The organism is Agrobacterium tumefaciens, from assembly GCF_005221325.1.
Classification (GTDB): domain Bacteria; phylum Pseudomonadota; class Alphaproteobacteria; order Rhizobiales; family Rhizobiaceae; genus Agrobacterium.
On record NZ_CP039888.1, the window covers coordinates 193,626 to 210,130 of the forward strand.

20 protein-coding genes are annotated in these 16,505 nt (G+C 58.3%); all 20 read left to right on the plus strand.

Annotated elements, in window-relative coordinates; translation table 11 throughout:
• Positions 1–175: 175 nt before the first annotated feature.
• The 20 genes from CFBP5499_RS01080 to CFBP5499_RS01170 all read left to right on the plus strand — a co-directional run bounded on the left by CFBP5499_RS01080 (position 176) and on the right by CFBP5499_RS01170 (position 16,504).
• Positions 176–1,033: a hypothetical protein gene (locus CFBP5499_RS01080; protein ID WP_233284535.1), complete on the plus strand. Its 858-nt coding sequence runs from the start codon at positions 176–178 to the stop codon at positions 1,031–1,033.
• Positions 1,030–3,015, plus strand: coding sequence for a terminase gpA endonuclease subunit (locus CFBP5499_RS01085; RefSeq protein WP_080826411.1), 1,986 nt, complete (start codon positions 1,030–1,032; stop codon positions 3,013–3,015). Before CFBP5499_RS01080 ends, CFBP5499_RS01085 begins: the two co-directional genes overlap by 4 nt.
• On the plus strand, positions 2,997–4,628 hold the full coding sequence (locus CFBP5499_RS01090) for a phage portal protein (protein ID WP_233284536.1): 1,632 nt from the start codon (positions 2,997–2,999) through the stop codon (positions 4,626–4,628). Before CFBP5499_RS01085 ends, CFBP5499_RS01090 begins: the two co-directional genes overlap by 19 nt.
• Positions 4,625–4,891: a hypothetical protein gene (locus tag CFBP5499_RS01095; RefSeq protein WP_080826408.1), complete on the plus strand. Its 267-nt coding sequence runs from the start codon at positions 4,625–4,627 to the stop codon at positions 4,889–4,891. The genes CFBP5499_RS01090 and CFBP5499_RS01095 overlap by 4 nt, the downstream gene beginning before the upstream one ends.
• A gap of 42 nt (positions 4,892–4,933) precedes the next feature.
• The gene (locus tag CFBP5499_RS01100) at positions 4,934–5,986 is read left to right on the plus strand and encodes a head maturation protease, ClpP-related (RefSeq protein ID WP_080826406.1); all 1,053 of its coding nucleotides are present in this window, start codon (positions 4,934–4,936) and stop codon (positions 5,984–5,986) included.
• Positions 5,987–6,001: 15 nt separating this feature from the next.
• Positions 6,002–6,373, plus strand: coding sequence for a head decoration protein (locus CFBP5499_RS01105; protein WP_080826404.1), 372 nt, complete (start codon positions 6,002–6,004; stop codon positions 6,371–6,373).
• A 13-nt stretch (positions 6,374–6,386) separates the two neighbouring features.
• Positions 6,387–7,415 carry a major capsid protein gene (locus tag CFBP5499_RS01110; RefSeq protein WP_080826402.1) on the plus strand — a complete coding sequence of 343 codons (1,029 nt, stop codon included), beginning with the start codon at positions 6,387–6,389 and terminating at the stop codon, positions 7,413–7,415.
• Between the two features lie 36 nt (positions 7,416–7,451).
• Complete coding sequence (locus tag CFBP5499_RS01115; protein ID WP_080826400.1) at positions 7,452–7,673, plus strand: Rho termination factor N-terminal domain-containing protein; 222 nt, start codon at positions 7,452–7,454, stop codon at positions 7,671–7,673.
• The gene (locus CFBP5499_RS01120) at positions 7,666–8,067 is read left to right on the plus strand and encodes a hypothetical protein (RefSeq protein ID WP_080826398.1); all 402 of its coding nucleotides are present in this window, start codon (positions 7,666–7,668) and stop codon (positions 8,065–8,067) included. The genes CFBP5499_RS01115 and CFBP5499_RS01120 overlap by 8 nt, the downstream gene beginning before the upstream one ends.
• On the plus strand, positions 8,054–8,785 hold the full coding sequence (locus CFBP5499_RS01125) for a hypothetical protein (RefSeq protein WP_080826397.1): 732 nt from the start codon (positions 8,054–8,056) through the stop codon (positions 8,783–8,785). Before CFBP5499_RS01120 ends, CFBP5499_RS01125 begins: the two co-directional genes overlap by 14 nt.
• A gap of 13 nt (positions 8,786–8,798) precedes the next feature.
• The gene (locus CFBP5499_RS01130; protein WP_080826395.1) at positions 8,799–8,981 is read left to right on the plus strand and encodes a hypothetical protein; all 183 of its coding nucleotides are present in this window, start codon (positions 8,799–8,801) and stop codon (positions 8,979–8,981) included.
• 4 nt (positions 8,982–8,985) lie between these two features.
• Positions 8,986–10,464, plus strand: a complete 1,479-nt coding sequence (locus tag CFBP5499_RS01135; RefSeq protein ID WP_080826393.1) for a hypothetical protein — start codon at positions 8,986–8,988, stop codon at positions 10,462–10,464.
• Positions 10,465–10,512: 48 nt separating this feature from the next.
• Positions 10,513–10,884, plus strand: a complete 372-nt coding sequence (locus CFBP5499_RS01140; protein ID WP_080826391.1) for a phage tail tube protein — start codon at positions 10,513–10,515, stop codon at positions 10,882–10,884.
• Positions 10,885–10,893: 9 nt separating this feature from the next.
• A complete protein-coding gene (locus tag CFBP5499_RS01145; protein ID WP_130932479.1) occupies positions 10,894–11,214 on the plus strand; it encodes a hypothetical protein in 321 nt (106 codons plus the stop codon).
• 112 nt (positions 11,215–11,326) lie between these two features.
• A complete protein-coding gene (locus CFBP5499_RS29845; RefSeq protein ID WP_121557233.1) occupies positions 11,327–11,881 on the plus strand; it encodes a hypothetical protein in 555 nt (184 codons plus the stop codon).
• Between the two features lie 8 nt (positions 11,882–11,889).
• Positions 11,890–13,848 carry a phage tail tape measure protein gene (locus tag CFBP5499_RS01150; RefSeq protein ID WP_158523275.1) on the plus strand — a complete coding sequence of 653 codons (1,959 nt, stop codon included), beginning with the start codon at positions 11,890–11,892 and terminating at the stop codon, positions 13,846–13,848.
• Between the two features lie 25 nt (positions 13,849–13,873).
• Positions 13,874–14,332, plus strand: coding sequence for a DNA circularization N-terminal domain-containing protein (locus CFBP5499_RS01155; protein WP_158523274.1), 459 nt, complete (start codon positions 13,874–13,876; stop codon positions 14,330–14,332).
• Positions 14,332–14,955 carry a hypothetical protein gene (locus CFBP5499_RS01160; protein ID WP_080826382.1) on the plus strand — a complete coding sequence of 208 codons (624 nt, stop codon included), beginning with the start codon at positions 14,332–14,334 and terminating at the stop codon, positions 14,953–14,955. The genes CFBP5499_RS01155 and CFBP5499_RS01160 overlap by 1 nt, the downstream gene beginning before the upstream one ends.
• Positions 14,955–16,019, plus strand: coding sequence for a phage baseplate assembly protein (locus CFBP5499_RS01165; protein WP_080826379.1), 1,065 nt, complete (start codon positions 14,955–14,957; stop codon positions 16,017–16,019). The genes CFBP5499_RS01160 and CFBP5499_RS01165 overlap by 1 nt, the downstream gene beginning before the upstream one ends.
• A complete protein-coding gene (locus CFBP5499_RS01170; protein ID WP_080826377.1) occupies positions 16,016–16,504 on the plus strand; it encodes a phage baseplate assembly protein domain-containing protein in 489 nt (162 codons plus the stop codon). Before CFBP5499_RS01165 ends, CFBP5499_RS01170 begins: the two co-directional genes overlap by 4 nt.
• Position 16,505: the final 1 nt, after the last annotated feature.

Below are 16,505 nucleotides of genomic sequence, written 5' to 3' on the forward strand. Positions count from 1 at the left end.
CGCCCGCACCCAGCTCTGACAGTCTCCCTTGTGAGACACCGATTCAGGGTCAGTGCTACAGCTATGCGATGAAGAAGGACAAGGCGGCCAGATGGTCGCCTTTTTGCATTGTAGGTATAGGCGTAAAATTGCCTACAAGTTACCAACCCGCCTCGCTCTGGGCGGATGCCTGTGAATGTCCGATGGTTTGAACCTAACGTTCAACGGTCGCCATCGCCATGGCAGGATTGAGCAGCCCTTGGGCAAGGCATCATCCCTACCTTCGAGGGAGGGTGGGCGGATGCCACCCCCCTGGGTCAAGGGACCGTACCGGGCTTTCTTCCCCTGCGGGCCGGGACGACCCCAAAAAGCCGCCAGTCAAACAGTTGAAAAAATTGGGTTAACGGGGTTAACGGCGTTAACGCATGGGTTAACGGACGGGTTAACGATGAGCGATGTGATGTGGTCCATCGCGCAGATTGCTGCGCGGGACGGTGTTTCAAAGGCTGCTGTCTCCAAGACAGTCAAGAAATTATCGGAAGATCGACCGGATACACCAATCAAGCGCGGAGGGCAGGGTCAGGTGCTCGCGGTATCGCTTGCGCACTACGACCATTACCGCCAGCGCTTCGTCAACCCTGCCAAGGCTTACGCGCCCTTGCGGTTGCCAGATGAGCCGTCAGGACCGCGCACTGATGCGGAATTGCCGGTGCGGAACGAGGATAGTTTCGAGGAAGCCAAACGGCAGAACGAATGGCTGAAGCTTGGCCGCGAGAAAATCCGCCATCAGGAAGATTGCGACGAACTGCTTCGCAAGGACAAGGTCATCGAGGGCGTGACCAAAGCCGGCGGTGAAATTCTGGCGATCATCAAACGGTTGCCGAACAGGGCCGACGCGCTGGCCTTGGCGGTTTCCAAGGAGGGTGTGCACGGTGTCCGATCCCTTCTTCGGCAGATCGCATTCGAGATGAGCAACGATATTGCCGACAAGTTGGAGCAGATTGCTGAAAAATCGCCTGAGAGCGACCCGTTAATTGAGGACGAAGACGCGTGACTGTTCATCCGGGTGGTATACGAGCGGTCTCATCCGCCCTTGCGCGTGCCATCAGGCTACAGCCCCCTGTCCCATTCGACAAATGGCTAGCGAAAAACATCGTGCTGGTCGATGGGCCGAAGAAGGGCGAACTCTGGTCTGCGGAAGACGCTCCTTACCTGGTCGAGATCGCGCAGTGTCTTAGTCAGGAGCATCCCTGCACGGAAGTCACGGTTCGTAAATCACAGCAGACCGGCGTTTCCATCCTCGCTCTTGCTTGGATGCTCTATATCGCCGAGAACTGCCCGGATAATTCGATTTACGGCGTGCCCGGTCTTGATGCCTTGCAGGATATCAACTCTGGTAAGCTTCAGCCTTTGATTGATGCGTGGCAGCGGCACACGAAAAAGCAGGTTATTCAGCCGACGACCAGCCGCTCTGGTGTCGGTTCGACCACTTACGAAAAGAAGTTTCCGGGCGGAACACTCTATCTCGCTAACGCCAACACCGTCATGGACCTTTCGGCCAAAACGACGCGCTTCGGCGTGAAAGACGAAGTGTCGAAATGGCAGGCTTTGCCGAATGGTGCCGACCCGGAGAATCTTTTCTTTGGACGTTTCACGGCGTTTCGTCGCCAGAAGACTTACAAAATTTTTGGCCTTTCAACGCCAGAGCTCGATAGTGGCCATACTCTTGGTGAAGGGCCGGGGCATTGCCGGATAGATCGTGATTTTCGCCGGTCGGATCAGCGGTGGTGGTATATCCGTTGCCCGGAGTGCGGAAAGGAACAGGTTCAGAGAGACGCATATCTCCTGATCGACAAGCTTCACTTGCATAAAACCGTCATGCAGTGCCAGCACTGTGAGCATCATATTTCGGAGATGGAGCGCGTTGTCGCTGTGCGCGAAGGTCGATACATCCCGACCTTTACTGGCCCAGACAGGCATCCCGGCTTTCATGTCGATGCCTTCATGTCGTTGATGATGTCGTATGGCGACATTGCTGAAGACAAACTCAAGTGTGAGGGCAAGGGCGAGGCCGGCGCGAAGGACTATAGCAACCTGATCTGCGGTTTACCGTATCAGATGAAGGGTAATGCTCCTGACCATAAGCGACTTATGGAGCGCCGGGAAAATTACCTTGCAGGCACAATCCCCGCCGGTGGATTGCTATTCGTCGCTGGCGCGGACGTCCAGTCTTACGGCATTTACTGCGAGGGCGTTGTCTTCGCAGAAGATCGGCAGAGCTGGAATGTTTTCGCTGAGTTCTTCGAGGGTGCGACCGATAATCCGCAAGCCGGTGCGTGGCTCTTACTCGAAGAATTCTGCGAGCAGGAGTTTCCGGATAGCCATGGTGTTTTGCGCAAGGTCGAAGCGTTGGCTGTCGACAGTGGGTATCGGCCTACTCAGGTGCTCGAATGGTGCCGGCGGCGTCCGAACGCGTATGCGATCAAAGGCATGCCAGGACGCGGCGTCGCTGCGATCAGCCCACCGGTGCGCAAATCGGTAAACAAGCGCGGCAAACGCAAGCGGCACGGCTCGGCTATGTCATGGCCGGTTGGCACATGGGCGCTGAAAGCGGAGTTCTACGGGAACCTTCACAAGACTGGTTTGCGTTCGGGCGAAGCGACAGATCCTCCAGGCTATTGCCATTTCCATATGGAACTGGGCGAGGAGTATTTTCAGCAGCTGACTGCGGAATACTTCAGCCAGAAGATGGTGAAGGGCAAACTGCACGAAGAGTGGATGCCCCGTCGCGAGCATAACCACTTCCTCGATTGCCGCATCTACGCGATGGCGATGGCCGAGCATCTCGGTATTTCTCGCCTGACGAAAAGCCAGTGGGCTGCGCTGCGCGCGAAACATGAACCGGCGACACCCGTCGATCTCCTGTCGCCGGAAAGCCAGCAAGTGGCAGAGAGGGTATCGCCGGAGGAAGCTCCGGTAGCGCCGTCTCCGCCAGTAAAGAAGCCAGCAGAAAACAGGTGGGCGAAAAGACGATGACGGAAAAGATGCGGGTGCGGGTTAAGGCTGGCAGTGTTTCTGTTCCTGCCGGAAATCCGTCCCAGCATCGGAGCCGGTCTGCATATCTTCGGGATACGCAGTCCGGCGTCATCAAGGCGCGTCCCGCGTCACTGCGGGAACATCGCGATGAAATCCGCCGGGTCTGGGTTCGCGCGGCCGGTCTCGCCATGGACATGCTGCAAAACTCTGGTCGGCTGCGCGGCGCCGCCGACCAGATCCTTGCTGATACCGTTGGTGTGGAGCTTCAGTTGAATCCTCGACCGGATCTCTCTCGGTTCGGTTATTCGGCGGCTGAAGCTGTCGAATGGACACGGGTCGTCAAAGCGCGGTGGAAAATCTATGCGTGGAACCCTCTGGAGTGCGATTTCCGCGGCAAGCTGACCAATCCGCAACAGACAGACGTTGGCCTAAGAAACTGGTTGGCATTCGGTGAGAGTGTTGGGGTTGTCTCCTATCTTCCGCAGCGGGAGAGATTGCCGGGAACCAGGACAGGGACGAAATTCCTTCTTCTGTCGCCGTCGCGGCTGGTGCAGGACACGAACGAGTTTGAAGGGCTCTATCAGGGTGTTGTCCATGATGCGTATGGACGGCCAACGCATTATCGCTTTGAGGAAAAGCGGGCGGGGATAACCCAAAAGGTCGACTTTGTTGCTCGCGATGCTGAAGGCCGCCAGCTGGTCATGCATGCCTTTGATCCATTCGGGGCAGATGACGTTCGCGGGCTATCACCGTTGGCGCCAACGTTTCGCAAGTATCTAATGGCGGAAAACACAGATGACGCTACGGCCCAGATCCGGTTTCTCCAGACGATCTATTCTGCGGTTCTGAAAAGTGACCGGCCGAGTGCCGAGGCTTTCGAAGCGCTGGAGAGCATGAAGGAAAGTGGCGCAGAAGGAGTTGATGAGATTGCGTCGGATTTTGTGCACTACTTCAAAGCTCAGCTGGATCGCGCTGCTGAATCGGAATTGAGGATTGGCGCCGGCGCCGGTGTTTCGCATCTTGCTCCCGGAGAAGACCTGGAGTTCAAGTCGATTACGGCCCCCGGGGCTGATTTCCCGGACTTCATGGCGTCGTTGCATCGCGAGACGGCAAGAGCGCTCGGTATATCCTACGGCGGGTACACGCTGGACTATACCAAAGCGACTTACGCCAGCACGAACATGGAAAACTCTGCGCTCTGGCCGATTGCACAGCGCCGGACTGACCGCATCGCGTCGCCGCACGTCCTTGTGCCTTACGCCAGTTGGCTTGATGAGCAGATCGGCGAAGGACTAATCGAGTTCAAGGGTGGCTACGAGGCTTTCAGTGCCAATCGCGACGCTGTCCTTTGGGCGGTCTGTCAAGGACCTTCAAAGCCTACCGCAGATGATCTGAAGCGTGCGAACGCGGCAAGTGAGCGCATCGCCAACGGTACCGGCATGCTGGAGCGTGAGTGTGCCGAGAACGGGGACGATCCGGAAGAAGTCTTCGAAAGCCGAGTTCTCTGGCATAATCGCTACATATCAGCCGGTCTGCCTTCACCTTTCGAACGGGGGTACGGCGGAAAACCATCATCGAGCGAAGACGAGCAGAAAGAAACGGTGACCGCATGACGACGATCATCATCGGCGGTTTGCCTGTCGATCCCGAGGATCCTTGCGCGATGTATGCGGCTCTAGCGGCCGCGAAAGCAAAGCGGCTTGCCGGGGAGCAGGTTGAGGAAAGTGAAATTCGCTCTCCCGTGATGCAGCAGCGCATCAAGGTCGCCTCGAGCAGCATCGCAGACATCGACAAGGAACTCGTTCGCCTGCAGGCGGCTTGCCAAGCCAAAACGACAGGTTGCCGTCCTGCACGGCGCTGGAATTTGAGATTTTGAAAGACCGGCGCCAATAAGTCGCCCTCTCAAAGGAAAATCATCATGGCCGTTCTCGTTAATGGCGAACTCGTCTTGTACGGGTTTGTTGGCGATAACTATTGGGACATGGGCTTTACAGCCCGTGAAGTCATAGAAGCTTTGGCGGAGGTTGGGCGGGAAGCCGATATCACCGTCCGGCTCAACTCAGGTGGTGGATATACCGACGACGGTGTCTCCATCTTTAACGCCCTGAAAACCCACAAGGGCAAAGTCACCGTTATTGTCGACGCGGTTGCCTTCTCCAGCGCATCTTTGATCGCCATGGCCGGTGAGGAACGCATCATGCGCAAGGGTGCAATGATGATGATCCACGATCCATCCGGCGGTGTCTGGGGCACCGCGCAGGATATGGAGAGTTACACCAAGTTTCTTCAAAAGCAGGCCGAAAGCATGGCCGGCATCTATGCCGACGTTACCGGCGAAGATGCTGATGACATTCGCGAGGAAATGAAAGCCGAGCTTTGGTTGACCGCCGAAGAGGCTGTCGAGCGTGGCTTCGCAACTTCCGTCGCCGATACAAAGAGTAAGGCCGTAGCAGCCCACGATTACCGCGTGTACTCGCAGGCGCCAGAACGGCTTGTTGCCATGGCAACCAAGAAAAACTGGTCTCACGATGAGGCCAGACCAAAGGCCATGGCGTCCGCCACGGCACCCAACCGTCAACCCGAAAAGGATCCTGAAATGACGGAAAAGCCCAAGGCGGACGATAAAGCCGCCGATATCGAAGCCGCCAAGGCTGAGGCCGGTAAAGTTGCTGTCGCGGCCTATCAGACGCGCCGCAAGAATGTGATGGCGCTGGAAGAAGCGAAGGGCCGTGAAGCACTTGCTGAAACCCTGATCGACACAGGCCTGACCGAAGACGCGATCAAGGGTGCACTCGCTGCGGCTCCGAAAGCCGTCGCTGCGCAGCCCGGTGGCAAGCCGCAGGCCTCCGCCTATGAGCAGCAGCGCGTAGCAGCTGCAAATCTCGCCCAGCCCGATGGCGGTAAATCGACCGACGCGGACACCCGTGCAGTCATGCGCGCATCGGTCGATCGTCTCAACAAGCGCCGGTAACAGGAGGTCGCTTCCATGGTTGTTCTTACGGAAAACCTGCGCCGCACGGCGCACTACATCGTCTCGGAGGCCAACGGCTTCCGGTCTCGCGAAACTGGCATTATCGCTTCAGGGAGCGGCAAAGTCGAACCTGGTGCTGTTCTGGGTCGCATTACCGCCTCCAAAAAGCTTGTGCCTATCGCACCTGCTGCCGCTGACGGCTCTCAAAACGCCGCCGCTATCCTGTTCGAGGGGTGCGATGCGGCCGCGGCGGATGTTCGCCGCACGATAACCGCACGCGACACCGAGGTACAGGCCGCCGTTCTGGTCTGGCCTGCCGGCACCACAGACGCCCAGAAAACCGCCGCGCTCGCCCAGCTTGCCGCGCTCGGCATCGCAGCCCGATAAGGAGGGGCGACCAATGGCACTTGTTGCAGATATTTTTGGCCAGAACGCATGGGGCGTTATCGAGGTACAGGAAGAGATCGTCGAGCGGGTCGATTTCAAGCCCCAGCTTCTCGGCAGCCTCAACCTCTTTTCCTCGATCTATTCACGCTCGCGCATGATTGGCATCGTCGATCGGAACGGGGCCATGACCCTGATCCCGACCTCGCCGAACGGTGCCCCTCCGGAAGAACTCATTCCTAAGGGCGCAAAGGTTCGAACAATGGAGGCAGTTCGCCTGGCAAAGGGATCGACCGTGTATGCGATCGAACTCGCCGGCGTTGCGGCCCTGCCGTTCGAAGACCAGACCAAGGAGGTGGTAGACGAAATCACCGACCGCACAGGCCAGATCAAGGATGATCTTGAACTGACGTGGGAACATATGCGTTTCGGCGCTATTCAGGGTAAGGTTCTCGATGCCGACGGTACAACGGTTCTTGTCGACTGGTACAATTTCTGGGGCATTGCCGAGCCTGCGGAGATCGACTTCGAGCTCGATGATCCCGCGACCGACGTTCGCAAAAAGTGCCGCGACGTCAAACGCGAGATGCAGAAAAACGCCAAAGGCGTCTGGACCCCGAACACCAAAGTCGGCTCGCTTGTCGGCGATACCTTCTTCGATTCTCTGGTCAACCACCCGAGCATCAAGGAAACGAAGCTCGGTACCGATCGTGCTCCGACCCTGGAGAATATTGAAGGTTATTCGTCGATCGAGATCGAGGGGATCGTCTTCATCAATTACCAGGGCACGGATGATGAAACCACGATCGCCGTTGGTACCGACAAGGCCCGGTTTTTCCCCATCGGTGCACGCGGCGCGTTTCAGGTTGGCTGGGCGCCCGCAAGCGAGTTCAAACCTTATTTGAACAAGCGCGGCCAGGAGTTCTATGGGCTCTTGCTTTCGGATGTCTCTGGCCGTGACGAATGGGACCGCATCGAGATTTACAGTTACCCGCTGTTTATATGCACGCGTCCCGAAATGCTACTGCGCGCGAAAGCCTTCTGATCGGAGGCCTTCCGCTCACTTTGAGGAGATCATGACATGCCGCAAAAAGTGGTTACAGAAGCCGGGTTCTATGCAGGCAAATTCCTGAAACCCGGTCAGTCTTACGATGGTGACGAGGGCGACGAGAGTTCTGTTGACCTCAACACGTTGACGAAGGACGAATTGATCGCCGAGGCGTCCCGCCTCGGCATTACCGTCTCTTCGAGCAGCACGAAGGCCGACATCGTCGCGGCCATTGCGGCTGGCAACCATGGTTGATTGGGAAGCCGCGCGGGCCTTCACGGAAGCCGCCTGCGCGGCAACCTTTGACACCAAGCCCTGCCGCCTCATTGCGAGGCGACCGGGCGCCACCGTCAATCATAAGGAAGAAGATGATCCGTCACGCGTGCCGTTCGATTGCATGGCGTCGATCGATCTTGAACCAACGAGCGACATCATCAGACGGTATCCTTCGTCTGATCCTCAATCCGGAAACGGACCTGTTTCCTATGACGCCGTCGTGACGGCCCATATTGGTGACTGGCCATGGCTACCCAAAATGGGTGATCAAATCCTGATCATCGGAAAACGGTGGCGCGTTGAAGCCGCCCGAAGGGACGGATCAAGCAGACCGGCATGGTTTGTCTCGGAGGTGAGAAATGCTGGCAGCTGAAGCAGTCAGATTGCTGACGGTGGAACTGTTGCGCCCCACAGGGATACCAGTGGGCGGCAACTTCCCGACGTTGGCAGGTCCTCGGGTTTATGACAGCCGCGGCGCGACGCTCACCGAGCTTGATCAAGAGCGCGATTACACGCCAGTCCTTGCTGTCTACACGCACGAGAGTGCGGTCGAAGCGGCTGGCCCCGCCTCTGGGTTCAACGACAGTGAAGCTTCCGTCGTTCTCCACGTCGTGGCCGAACTGGCTGTATCCACCAGCGATGGTGTCGGTTCCTCGCCATTCGTCGATGCGATGGCGGACACCGATGCAGAAGCGCGGCTTGTCCTTGCCGCATTGGTTGCGCAGGTCCGGCGCGTTCTGCAGTTCAGCGCTGCGGGTGTCGGGTGGCGTCGACTTGTGAAACAAGTTCTGCAGGTGGAAGAAAAAACACACGCCATTCCGGAATTCGGTCTCCGGTTTCAGCGGATTTTCTGCACCTTCAAGCTTGCCGTAAGCGACGATGACTTTGATATGTCGCGTCCAGGCCTGCCTGACCCGCTAGGTTCTGTCGCCGCCGATCTCCCTGAGGGGAGTTATGCAAAGGCGAAACTCGCGGAGCTCGCCTCTCATTTTGCCGCCGAAAACCCTGATCAGCTTCGCATCATCCGAGGTGTAGCATCCGGGCCCGGCGGCGTATCGCTTCCAATCGGTCAAGACGACCTGATCCCCTGATCGGAGATTATTCATGTGCAAGATTTACGTGGCCGCCGCAGGGCGCGCCATCCCTCGCGGCTGGCCCGATGAGGGGCGGCCGATTGATCCGCTGTCGCGCCAGCATCGTCGCATGATCGAGACCGGTGACCTGGTCGAAAAAGAAGTGGCGGCGGCGACGCCTGTCGAACCCGTAAAACCGACCAGGAAGGATTGATCCGATGGTGAACAACATTCCCGACAATATCGTCGCACCGCTGCTTGCCTTCGACATCGAGTCCGGCGGGCAGTTTTCCAGCGAATTGAACGAAATCCTTATCGGCTTTGGCACCGCCGGCGCAGCGCTCGGTGAAGGCCAGATCGCCATCTGCGGCACGGTCAATGAGGCTCGCCGCCTCGCTGGCCGTGGTTCGATGTTGGAAAGCATGTTCATCCGCGCCCGCAAGAATGCCCCGGCGCAGGTGATTTACCTTTGTCGTGTAGCAGATGCCGGCACTGCTGAAATCCGCACGATGACGGTCGGCGCCGTGCCTGCTTCCGGTGGTCAGGCTGTGGTGCAGATCGCTGGTGAGAGCGTGTCGATCGATATCGCGGCCGGGACTTCGGCAAACGATACCGCCGCCGCGCTGGCGACCGCGATCAACGCCTACTTCAATCCGCTCTCGAAAAAGAGCCTGCCTTTTACGGCGGTCGCGGCGGCGAACGTAGTCACCGTCACGGCGCGCCACAAAGGCGTTTATGCCGCTGGCCTTGATATCTTCATTCCAGTCCTGGAAGGCGGCAACGTTTTCACCGGCGCTAACCTGACGATGGCGACGACAACGCCGGGTGCTGGCAATCCAGACCTCTCAGCAATCCTCGCTGCAATGGGCGACGATCCTTTCGAAGCGATCGTTTCCGCCTTCAGTGACGCTGCCAGCGTGGCGTTGCTTGACGCTTTCGTCACGTCACGCTGGGGTTATGACCAACAGTTGTATGGTCATGCGTTCTATCCCTTCACGGGAACCGACAGCCAGATCACCGCAAAAGGTCTGGCGCTGGACAGCTGGCATCTTTCCCTCATCCCGATCTTGTCGGGTGGCGGAAACGGCACGCCCGATTACGAGCGGGTCAGCGCCGACGTGTCGAGGGTGTTGCCCATGTTGGGTTCAGGATCCGATGGTCGCGTCTCTGCAAACCAGTCTGGTCTGGTCGTCGTCGGCGTAATCGCTCCGCGCGACCGGAATTACTGGCCCGACTATCCGACGCGCAACGGTTGGCTGCAGAACGGCGTCTCGGCCTGGAAGGTGGATCGTAGCGGCGATGTTGTGATCGACAAGATCATCACACAGCAGCAGACGACGAACGGTGTTCCGGATACGGCACTTCGCGATATTCAGGCGGTCTACCAGTTGACCTATGCGCTCAAGTTCATTCGCTCGCAGCTGGCTTACGAGCACAGCAACAAGGCGATTGCCAATGACAACCCGGCAAACCTGCCGAGCATCGTGACCGTGCGGGATATCAAGTCGACGCTGGTGCATGCCTGCATCGACCTTTCCCGTCGCGGCGTGCTGGAATTCGGTAACGACATCGCTGGACAGATCACGGTTACTCGCAACCTCGATAATCCGAACCGGGTCGATATCGTCCTTCCGATGGACCGCGTGAACCCGCTCGACATCTTCGCCGGGCTTGCCCGCGTCTACGCCCAAATCTGAGGCGGTTTCCGCCTCTTCTTTCTTTGACCCCATCTGCGGAGAATATCGATGGCAGGAAACGATTTCGGCGGGCGGATGACCGTTCGCCTTGCGAGTAGCGCGCTTCTCGCTTTGCGCGGCAATTTCACGGTCTTGTCGGCGGGACAGTCAAACGAGACTGTCACCAATCAGGACGGATCGACGGATCGCGTGGGAACTCCTACGGCACCCCGTGCCGAGGTGACATTCAAGGATGCCAGCGATGTCGATTTCAACGCGCTGATGACTGCGGCGCGCCAGAACTTCACCATCCTGGAGGAGTTTACCGGCGTGACACATTATTTCTTCAACGCCTTCTTCAGCGGAGAGCCGAGTTCCAACCGTCTCAACGGCGAACTGTCTGGTCTTCAGATCGTCGGCGAAACCTATCGGCGGGGATAATGTATCGCTATGTCAGAGAAAATCGTTGAGCTCTCCCGGAAATATGAAGTTCCGGGTGTTGAGCCGTTTGACAAGGTGCGCCTCCGGGCGCCGACGTACCGTGAAATTTTCATCAACGGTATAGGTGAACCGCGAGAAGTCCACGTCGTTGCTGGTCAGCCGATGGTTGTGACGCACTATGAGGCCATCGACGGACATCTTCAGAACATCTGCCTGGCGCCTTCTTACGACTCCCTGGCGGTTCTGGAAGCTCACGACGCGGTAGAGGTCGCGAACGCCGTGTGCGATTTTTTTTCGCAGCGGCCGGAATTGCCGAAGTCGCCGACCTGATGGTGTTCCGTCTCGGATGGGACGCCATGCGTGTGCAGGACATGACGGCCGATGAAATCGCGCATTGGTGCAATCGTGCGATCAAATTTTCCGAACAAGCGCGGGGCCGGTCATGAGACTGGAAATGAACAGCAAGGATTTCGAGGAGCTGGAGCGCGCTTTCCGGCGGCTCCCCGGCGAAATCCGTACCAAGGCAATGCGACGGGCGATGACGCGTGTTGCCCAGACTGCACGGTCTCGCATCGTTGCCCGGCTCGGGCCACATACCCAGATGCCGCGCGACCTGGTGGCGGCGTTGACGACAGCGCATTTCAACGCCGGCGGAAACACCTCGAAGGTTGTTGCCGAGTCCGGCTGGATACCGCTTCAACGTCTCGGCGCCGTTCAGAACGCATCCGGCGTCTACGCGAAGCTTCGCGGCTCATACCGCCACGCCTTCATCGCCGCCATGAAAAGCGGCCATGTCGGCGCATTTCGCCGGGTGCCTGGTACACAGATGTCGTCTGCGACCGGCAAGCGCGAGCAGATCCGCGAATTGTTCGCCGCGAACCCGGCTCACGCCATCACGAACAATCCGGATGTTTATCTGGATGTCCTCGCGGGCGTGATCGAAGACTATTTCTTTCCGCGTGTCGTTCACGAGATCGAACGCCTCTTACCTCGATAGGTGCATTTATGGCCAATCGGAAAATCCGGGCGGAGCTTGAGATTGATGGCAAGGACAGTACCAGTCCTGCTTTCCGTTCTGTCGCGACCCGGATGGGCCAGATCGAGCGACAGATGTCGCGGTTCAACAAGACCGCTTCCGATTTCGACCGGAAGGTCGCGTCGATCAATAGGCATTCGGCTGGAATGCAGCGGGCCGCCGAGGGTTTTAATAAAGCTGGCACGATGCTGCGGACCGGTATCGCCGGCTACGGTGTGTATGAGGTTGGTCGCGCGATTGCAGGAACTGTCAAGGATTTTGCCGCGCTTGAGCGCCAGATGACCCGTATCGGCATCACGGCGGATGCGTCGGCGACCCAGACAAAGGAAGCGTTCGCACAGGCGCAGCAGATCGCAAAGGATCTGAATTACGACAGCGTTCAGCCCGCCATCGAGGCGATTGATACTCTGGTTGCCTCCGGCAAATCGCTGGATGAAGCCATGGCATTTCTGCCATCGGTGCTTGCCACTGCGCAGGCGACAGGTGCGGCAACGCAAGACATCGCAAATACCGGTCTCAAGGCTGCCGACGCCCTGAAGATCGAAACGAAGAACATGCAGCGCGCCTTCGACATTATGGTCATGGGCGGCAAGGCTGGCCAGTTCGAACTCAAGGACATGGCGCAATACATTCCCGGTCTCGCAAACAGCTTTGCGACGCTTGGTTACGAGGGTGAAGGTGGGTTGAAAAAACTCGTCGCCATCCTTCAGACGATTCGTGAGGATACCGGCGACGCCAGCAGCGCGGCGACGCAGGCGCAAAACATCTTCGGCAAAATGTATTCGGAAGAAACCGGGAAAAAGTTTGCCAAGTTCGGCATCGATTTGCGCAAGGAAATGGAAGCCGCCAAGAAGACAGGTGAGGATGCTGTCAGCGCATTCATCCGACTCTCGAACGAAGCGATCAAGGGCGACCTTTCCAAGCTGCCGCTGTTGTTCAGCGATCAGGAATTCCGCCTCGGGATGCAGTCCCTGATGACCAGCAGTGAGAGCTTGAAGCGGTTCATCGACACGATGAATTCCGCCGAAGTCAACGGCACGGTTTTCCGCGATGTGAACCGCATCTTCGGGGATACGCAGGCATCAATCGACAGGATGTCAAACAGTTGGGAGAAGCTCAAGACGTCGATGGGCGAAAGTGTAGCCCCAGCTGTCACGCCGCTCATGGATGGTGGAGTGAAGCAGCTAGACCGTTACAACGCCCGTCAGCGCGGGATGGAAAAGCGGGGCTGGGGCTGGTTCCGTCGCAACCTCGGTGTCATCTCCGCCACGGAGGAAATGGATCTCTCGTATGAAGGCGGGTACCGTGACGAGAAGTTTCTCGGCGAGTACTGGGCTTCCAGATATGGTGCCGGCAGAGACGATCCGCGTCGCCCTCGCGCTTCATCGGGTCGGCAGGGGCGGCCGGTTGTCATCGGGGATTTCCCGGGCGGCGGACATGGATATACCAACCGGACATTGCCTGCGGGCTCTGCACCCGTTCCTGCGCCTCGCCCGAGAGAGGTGCCAGTGGGACTTTCCGCGACCGGTGATTTGCAGCGCCAGTACATGGAGTACGGCCGAGGCCGCGCGGCAGGTCAGAAGATCTCTTCCGAGGTCGCGAATATGGATGTGTTTCGCGGAATTCGTGAAAAACTTGAGCAGTCGACCGAGATCGCAGGAACTCAAGCCGGAAAGTCGATCGCAGATGGTGGGCAGACGGCTGCGGCGGCTATCGAGAGCGGGTCGCAAAAGCTGCAAAGTGCTGGCGATAGCTTCCTGTCGGGCTTGACCAGCGCTGCACAAACGCTCCTTGACGCCGCGAACAAGCTGCAAAACGTCCGGGTCAATGCGACAGCTATCGGGGCGCAAGGCGGCAGGGCTCTCGCAAATGCTGATACCGGCAGGACTTTCCCGCCGGACATCTCGAAGCCAACAGGCGCACAGTAACGACATCAATTCGGAGACACGAAACATGAGAGACTGGGCATCAACGCTCCGGCCAGCCAGTTTTCGCGGTGTCCGCTTCTGGGTGGAGTTCGAGGATTTGTCAGGCGGCAAGCGTCTGGCGCGGCATGAATACGCTGGCGGCAGACGCACCCACATGGAGGAGATGGGGCTTAAAACACCATCATTCGGTGTTACGGCCTATCTCCTTGGCGATGCCAGCGATGCTTCAGCAGCGTCGCTGACGTCGGCCTGCTTGGCCGCTGGCCCCGGCAGGCTGGTTCTTCCGATCGATGCCGGGCAGTTGGCATACGTTGAGGATTTCCACCGGTCTCGCGAGCGGGACCGTCGCGGCTATGTCGCATTCGAATTCACGGCGGTACCGGCTTCAGGCGAGGTCCTGCCGTCACTCAGCCTCGCTGATGTCGATACAACATTTCTCGCTGCATTGCCGGCGGCTGCTTCTGCATTCGGAAGGTTGTTCTGATGGCTGCTGACAAACGGGCAATATGCGACTGGCTCGGAAGCCTCGCGACGACCATCGTTGTTGATGATCTCGACACCGAAAATATTGCTGCGCGCCTCGATGCCGCTCCGGCACTTTCCGCCACAGAATTTGCAATGGAAAGCCTGTCAATTATGCGGGTCATTGCCGAGAGTGTTTTATCGGCCTCCGAGTTCGATACACTCCGCTCTGGGCAATTTGAGGATGCGGAGACCGCAGACGCGGCCTCGGTTTTGCTTGCAGCAGGACTTGCGATCGCAGGTGGACGCGCAGACTGGATTTCCAGGCCACAGGCGCGCGCTGGCCGCGACCGGATCGCCGCCGCTGGTGACGCTGCCCTGACAGTAGTTTCTGCCATGGGTTCAGATGGCGTTGATCTTTATGTCTGGCTCTCTGCCCTGACGAATATCGCGGTTCGCCTGGTGTCGGATCAGGCGGCAGACGCGGTCCCTGTGGTTCGGGTCGAGACAGGCATTTCGCTGCCTTCGACGTTTCTGGCTTACCAGCTTTACGGTGATGCCGGCAGGGCCGAAAGCCTTGTCGAAATTGCTGGTATATCCACGCCGATGCTCATGCCATCTGCCTTCAATGCTCTGGAAAAGTGATGCAGAAAAATTCGACAGGACCATTCGAGACGGTCGTTTGCGATGGGCTGCCGCCGATCATCCGCATCAATATAAGAGTATCGGCAGAAGAGGCTACGCGCAGCGCAAATGCCGATTTCGTCATCGCGGGATCCGGCGTGCCTGTCGTGCCGGGGAAGCCGACTAAGATCACAGCGAGCGGCGATCTGTTGCTCACTGGCTATGTGCGGGACGTCGACACCGGATACGATGAGGAAAGCCGGTCGCTTTCCTGCGGTATAGTCTCTCGTACGGTCGATTTTGTCGAATGCTCGGCCGAACATCCAAGCGGGGAAATTCTCGATAAGAGCCTCGATGATATTGCGAGGGAACTGGACAGTCACGGAATTGGCATTGAGACGGACGGCAGCGAATTGCCGAAGGAAGCTCGCCATAAACTGATGGTCGGAGAAAGCGCTTTCTCAAGTGTTGAGCGCCGGTCGCGGGGCCGCGGTGTTCTGATCCACGACACGCCCGAAGGTCGGGTCAAGCTGGCGACAAAACCTGCTGGAAAACATGCCGGCAGGTTGAAGCGTGGCGTTAACATCCTGCCGGGATCCAGTGCCAGCTTTACGGAAAAAGGCCGGTACAGCGACATCAAAGTTCGTGGGCAGGCCACGGAAGGCAGCGACAAGCAGCAGTTTCGCGGCCAATCGTCGGCAAGAGATAATGGCCTTAGCCGTAAGCGAACGCTGATTTTGCGGCATGAAGGTGAAGCGTCAACGGGACGGATGAAGAAGCGCGCCGCATGGCACGCCAGGCGGGCGGCGGGAAACGGCACGACTGCGAGCATCGTCGTCAGTGGCTGGCGGGATGAGGCCGGCAAGCTCTGGCAGCCAAACTATCTTGTCTATGTCGATGATGACTGGCTCGGCCTCGATGGCTGGATGGTCATCAAAGATATCGATTTCGAACAGGGCGATATGACGAAAGCGACGCTCTCGGTCGCGGATCCTCGCTCACTCGGTGGCGAAAACCCGCGCGGCAAGACGACATCCGGCTATTCCGCTGCGGCGGTCGATGAAGGGGACTTTGAGGACGAATGAGCGGCTTCATACGTTTCGACTTCGATGGCCGCCTTGAAGAGAAGGCTGGTCAGCAGTTTGTCTCCGGGCGAGGCATGTTCAATGATGGGTATACCCGTATCCATCGTCCGGAACCCCACGGCTTTGCTTCTTCGCCGCCTTCCGGCTCGAAAGGTCTTTTACTGCCATCGCCGGGTAATCCGGATTTTGCGGTTGTCCTCGGGCTTGAACATCCGGGCCACCGGCCGTCAGACCTTCCGGGTGGCGGCTCCGCGCTTTACGATGCCGGCGGCAATATCATCAAGGTAGTCATGGGCGATGGCATCGTTGTTGATGTGGCGGGGAGCGCTTTCCAAATCCGCAAGGGTGGGGTGACATTCACGGTTTCGGCCGATGGCGTCGACATCGAGGGCGGGACGGTCCGCCATAATGGCAAGGACATCGGCGATGCCCATCGCCATACCGGCGTCGTTCCGGGATCCGGTCAAACGGGTGTGCCCGCTTAGG

What these genes read in the sequence shown, in the direction of transcription:
- CFBP5499_RS01125 (WP_080826397.1), top strand. Translation starts at nt 8,054, where the DNA reads ATGCTGGCAGCTGAAGCAGTCAGATTGCTGACGGTGGAACTGTTGCGC.
- CFBP5499_RS01155 (WP_158523274.1), top strand. Translation starts at nt 13,874, where the DNA reads ATGAGAGACTGGGCATCAACGCTCCGGCCAGCCAGTTTTCGCGGTGTC.
- CFBP5499_RS01115 (WP_080826400.1), top strand. Translation starts at nt 7,452, where the DNA reads ATGCCGCAAAAAGTGGTTACAGAAGCCGGGTTCTATGCAGGCAAATTC.
- CFBP5499_RS01110 (WP_080826402.1), top strand. Translation starts at nt 6,387, where the DNA reads ATGGCACTTGTTGCAGATATTTTTGGCCAGAACGCATGGGGCGTTATC.
- CFBP5499_RS29845 (WP_121557233.1), top strand. Translation starts at nt 11,327, where the DNA reads ATGAGACTGGAAATGAACAGCAAGGATTTCGAGGAGCTGGAGCGCGCT.
- CFBP5499_RS01135 (WP_080826393.1), top strand. Translation starts at nt 8,986, where the DNA reads ATGGTGAACAACATTCCCGACAATATCGTCGCACCGCTGCTTGCCTTC.
- CFBP5499_RS01080 (WP_233284535.1), top strand. Translation starts at nt 176, where the DNA reads ATGTCCGATGGTTTGAACCTAACGTTCAACGGTCGCCATCGCCATGGC.
- CFBP5499_RS01140 (WP_080826391.1), top strand. Translation starts at nt 10,513, where the DNA reads ATGGCAGGAAACGATTTCGGCGGGCGGATGACCGTTCGCCTTGCGAGT.
- CFBP5499_RS01120 (WP_080826398.1), top strand. Translation starts at nt 7,666, where the DNA reads ATGGTTGATTGGGAAGCCGCGCGGGCCTTCACGGAAGCCGCCTGCGCG.
- CFBP5499_RS01160 (WP_080826382.1), top strand. Translation starts at nt 14,332, where the DNA reads ATGGCTGCTGACAAACGGGCAATATGCGACTGGCTCGGAAGCCTCGCG.
- CFBP5499_RS01105 (WP_080826404.1), top strand. Translation starts at nt 6,002, where the DNA reads ATGGTTGTTCTTACGGAAAACCTGCGCCGCACGGCGCACTACATCGTC.
- CFBP5499_RS01130 (WP_080826395.1), top strand. Translation starts at nt 8,799, where the DNA reads ATGTGCAAGATTTACGTGGCCGCCGCAGGGCGCGCCATCCCTCGCGGC.
- CFBP5499_RS01145 (WP_130932479.1), top strand. Translation starts at nt 10,894, where the DNA reads ATGTCAGAGAAAATCGTTGAGCTCTCCCGGAAATATGAAGTTCCGGGT.
- CFBP5499_RS01100 (WP_080826406.1), top strand. Translation starts at nt 4,934, where the DNA reads ATGGCCGTTCTCGTTAATGGCGAACTCGTCTTGTACGGGTTTGTTGGC.
- CFBP5499_RS01170 (WP_080826377.1), top strand. Translation starts at nt 16,016, where the DNA reads ATGAGCGGCTTCATACGTTTCGACTTCGATGGCCGCCTTGAAGAGAAG.
- CFBP5499_RS01150 (WP_158523275.1), top strand. Translation starts at nt 11,890, where the DNA reads ATGGCCAATCGGAAAATCCGGGCGGAGCTTGAGATTGATGGCAAGGAC.
- CFBP5499_RS01165 (WP_080826379.1), top strand. Translation starts at nt 14,955, where the DNA reads ATGCAGAAAAATTCGACAGGACCATTCGAGACGGTCGTTTGCGATGGG.
- CFBP5499_RS01095 (WP_080826408.1), top strand. Translation starts at nt 4,625, where the DNA reads ATGACGACGATCATCATCGGCGGTTTGCCTGTCGATCCCGAGGATCCT.